This is a genomic window from Yaniella soli, assembly GCF_054782375.1.
The window spans coordinates 1-4,178 of the sequence record NZ_BAAGSP010000058.1; the positions used below are offsets into that span (position 1 = coordinate 1).

Here is a 4,178-nt window from a genome sequence, read left to right on the forward strand (position 1 = left end):
CATCATCGTGATCCGCCGCCTCGTTCGCCAAGCCTGGACCACCCATCGATGGGACACCCGACCCGAACGAAAACCCTAACCTATTGGCGCATGTTCTTAGCTGGACGTTATACATCGATGTGGAGTTAAAGGAAGCTCCATCAAGGTATGAGCCTCGAAGGTCAACGTTATTAAGATTGAGGTTGTTGAGCATGGCGCCCACTAGGTAGGCGCCTTCAAGGCTGCCCTGTCCTGTCAATGGGGCTCCCATGATGTGTTGGTGCAATTCAGGCCGGCACAGCGCCCGGGTAGCTGCTTCAATATCAGAGGAAGTACGTTTGAGCGAAACGGGTTGTTCTTTCTGATCAGAACTTTTGCACCGCTCAACGAAATCCTGTGAGGACTCCTTGACGAAGGCTGCGAGAAGTTGAGCAACAGCTGGTGCATCGTGGAGCGATTCTTTTGCGAGACGTTGAAGTGCGTAAATTCCTCCGAGTCTCTCTGTAAGGCCCCGGGAACCCAATAATCGCACTGCTTCCGAATAGCGGTTAGTTCTATTCTCGTCACGGCTTAGCTCATGTCTTTGACGAGTCAGCAGTAGCCCGCCTACAGCAAGGGCTCCCGCCAAGACAGCAATGAAGTTACGTCGCTCTTCCACTTCTAGGCCGGAGCCACCCGTCGCCCAAACCCACGGGACTAAAACCATAAGACCATAGACGATGGCTCCAGAAGCAAGAAAGAGTAGAACTTTCAACCAATATCGTCTCACCCATGGGTAAGCATGCCTTCGAAACCAGCCGCGGATTCGCTGTCTTTTGGATTGATATGAAATGGGGATGTGATCCATGACTACAAGATACACGTTGTACGACCACAAATAAGCTGAACACCCTAGCCTTGATTTATCGATCAGATATATGAATCGCAATCGTAGCGTTGAAAATTGCACGTTTTGCGGTTGAGCGGTTTTGGAGTCTCCTGGCCTTCCGCGTGTTATTACCGCTGATGATTTCCTCATAGTGAGCGTTTTAATCGGCTCGGACTCAGTGAAAGTAAAAGCAGTAGTAGTTCGCGGGCGCGCCGGGCAACCCAAGTGAGGGTATTGATAATTGCTGGCGCAGCCTGATGGTCCTGGAGTTGCCCAGATCGCCCGGAGCAATCGTTGCGACTGATAACCAGGCGACCAACTGAGTCGCGTTGACTCGAAGCCGTCCGGAAGCTAGGACGCCGAGACTACTCCGTAAACAGTGCTGCGGCGTTAATGCCGGTATCAACGAGCCCGTAGCCCAGTCCCATGATGACCACCAGGGCCAGGATGATGGCGATGGATCGGTAGGTTGTGCTGACGTCGTCGCCATCGTCGTGCTGTGCGGTTTCAGGTGAAGAACTCATGGTGCGGATACTCCTCGTTGCTCTTTGTTGTATTCAACGGTGTGCTTCTCAGCAACCGGACGCATCAAAATATTGGAGAGCAAGCCCAGCGCGAGCAAGCCAACCATGATGAACATCGACAAGGTGTAGAGTTCGGGGCCTTCGTTGCCCGTAGCAGCCTGGGACTCGAGCACGCTATTGACAATCAGTGGCCCGGCAATACCGGCTGCTGCCCATGCGGTCAGCAGGCGACCGTGGATCGCGCCAACCTGATATACGCCGAACATGTCTTTCAGATACGCCGGGATGGTCGAGAACCCACCACCGTAGAAGGACAGAATGAACACGGACGCGATGATGAATAGGATCAGCGAGTTGCCGCCGAAGAAGGCGATTGCCAAGTACAGCAGGATCCCCACGCCCAGGTATAGGAGGTAGATGTTTTTGCGTCCGATGTAGTCCGAGGTGGTGGACCAGACGAAGCGTCCGGCCATGTTGGCTATCGAGAGAATGCCGACGAAACCTGCTGCAGCGGCCGCGGTGATGCCGGGGAAGTAGTCCTGGATCATGGGTGCCGCATTTTCTAGAATGCCGATACCCGCCGTGACATTGGTGAACAGCATGATCCACAAGAACCAGAACTGTGGAGTCTTCAACGCCTGATTCGCCGAAACATTCAACTGCGTTTGCATCGGCTTTGATTCGACCTTGGATGGATCCCAGCCCTCTGGTTTCCAGTCCGGGTGCGGCACGCGGATGACGTAGGCACCGGCGGCAATAATGACGGCATAGCTGGCTGCCAGCGTGATGAACGTTGGCGCCAGGCCCGAGGCCATCTGTTCGGTATCGGTGCCGCCACCGTAGAGCTCCATCAGCGCATTGGACATGGGGCTGGCGATCAGTGCGCCGCCACCAAAGCCCATGATGGCCAAACCGGTCGCCAAGCCTGGGCGGTCGGGGAACCATTTCATCAAGGTTGAGACCGGGGAGATATACCCGATACCAAGACCGATACCGCCGATGACCCCGTAGCCTAGATAAATCAGCCACAACTGGCCGGTCACCAGCCCGATCGTGGCCACGACGAAGCCGAGCACCCACGCGGTGCCCGCCAGCGTCATAGATTTTCGTGGGCCGGCTTTTTCGACCCAGGTCCCGCCGAATGCCGCGGAGAGACCGAGCATGGCAATTGCGACGGAGAAGATCCAGCCGACGGAGACTTCACCGACGTCAAAATGGTTCATCAACGGGATTTTGAACACACTGAATGCGTAAACCTGGCCGATGCACAGGTGGATCGCTAGTGCTGCGGCGGGGATGAGCCATCGATTGAAATGTTTGGGAGCTACGATTGCTTCTTTATCCAAAACGCTGGCCATGCGTTCCTCTCGTGGTGCGTTGTCGCAAGTCAACTCATTGTCAGCAAGAATCCCACAGAGTCTATAGACCCACAAGAAAATGTGTCAATCGTCACAGTGCTCGATTGTCGCTCGTAACCCGAACGTATTACTCAATACGCTCTTGCAAAGAACCATTGATGTGTCCAGGGCGCCCTCGACAAGAGTTCCGGTGAAATTGAGTCGATCAAGCCTCTGGTACATACACATTGCCGTCCATGATGCGGCGGGCGGTACGAGTCACGCCTAATGATTCGATGCGAGTTTCGTGGTCGTCTGTCGTGGCATCGACCTCGACGACGGCTTGACCGCGCGGATGCCCGATGATCACTTCACGTGCAGTAGGTTCGGTGAGAGCCTCTGCCACGAGGGTGCCGGGAGTATGCGCGGCTGCGGCGAGGCATAACGCCCCGGTCATCGGTAAAGCTCGGTGAAAGACGCCCATCATCACAGCACGGGCGTGCACCATAACCTCGTTGTCGCCTGGGCCGAACACAATAATGCGTGGCACGGTTGCCGACTCCGTGGCCGCATCGGCCGGGTCATTCACCCGACCCAGCTGCACTGCCAACCGAGCGCGAGTCTCCTCGATGCGTTCCAGCAGTTCTGCATCTGCGTTGAGTACGCTGACATCCGTCTGGGACATGTCGACACCAAGGTCTTCGGCACGAATGAACGCGAAGACCGAGGCAGCATCAACCACAGAAACCCAGAGCTGTTCCCCGGAGGCGAGCGCGACCTGGGTGGTTGCGTCACCTGTGGGCAGCAGACTCCCGGTCGTTTTCCCAGCGGGATCTAGGTAGCGAGTAACCACGGGTGAACCAGTGCCAGGCACGCCATCGACGACGTGCTCGCCATCGACCCGGAAAGTGCCATTGGAAGTTGGCACTTCGGCCTCAATCTTCGTTCCGGTATTCTCATTGTGCAACGTGACACGAGTGACTGGGTCGTGGCCTTGGACAAGTCCTTCTTCCAGGGCAAACGGACCGACCGCGGTGGTCAGGTTGCCGCAGTTACCGTTCCAATCAATATGGGGAGCGTTGATGGCGACTTGGCCAAACCAGTACGTCAGCTCACCGTCATTGGGCTCATCCACCACGACCACTTTGCTCGTGGACGAGTAGGTCCCACCCATCCCATCAATTTGGAGCCGGTCGGGGGATCCCATGATGCGTAGCAGTAGCTCGTCGCGCTCCGGCCCGGCCGGTGGGAGGTCGCGGGCATGGAAAAACACGCCCTTGCTGGTGCCGCCTCGCATATAGGTAGCGGTGATGGCGCGTTGGTTCGTACTCATATATTTCATGCTAACCGGGAGTATTACGGTTGCAGATTAAGGGCTCTTCCGGTTTAAGGGTGGGGTGAGGGTTTAAGACACGCCGGGGGTGAAGGTGGTGGAAGGTGTCGGGGTCTTCCGAAAATATTGGTAGCGAC

Annotated in this window: 4 protein-coding genes; all 4 read right to left on the reverse strand. The window is 56.2% G+C overall.

Features of this window, described 5'->3' with window-relative positions; genetic code table 11:
• Positions 1 to 826: pentapeptide repeat-containing protein (locus tag ACYVJT_RS15030; protein WP_499418533.1), on the reverse strand; the 826-nt coding region annotated here is incomplete at its 3' end.
• Positions 827 to 1,212: 386 nt separating this feature from the next.
• Complete coding sequence (locus ACYVJT_RS15035; protein ID WP_343958383.1) at positions 1,213 to 1,371, reverse strand: hypothetical protein; 159 nt, start codon at positions 1,369 to 1,371, stop codon at positions 1,213 to 1,215.
• Positions 1,368 to 2,729, reverse strand: a complete 1,362-nt coding sequence (locus ACYVJT_RS15040) for an L-lactate MFS transporter (RefSeq protein ID WP_343958385.1) — start codon at positions 2,727 to 2,729, stop codon at positions 1,368 to 1,370. Before ACYVJT_RS15040 ends, ACYVJT_RS15035 begins: the two co-directional genes overlap by 4 nt.
• Positions 2,730 to 2,934: 205 nt before the next feature.
• Positions 2,935 to 4,041, reverse strand: coding sequence for a PrpF domain-containing protein (locus ACYVJT_RS15045; RefSeq protein ID WP_343958387.1), 1,107 nt, complete (start codon positions 4,039 to 4,041; stop codon positions 2,935 to 2,937).
• Positions 4,042 to 4,178 lie beyond the last annotated feature (137 nt).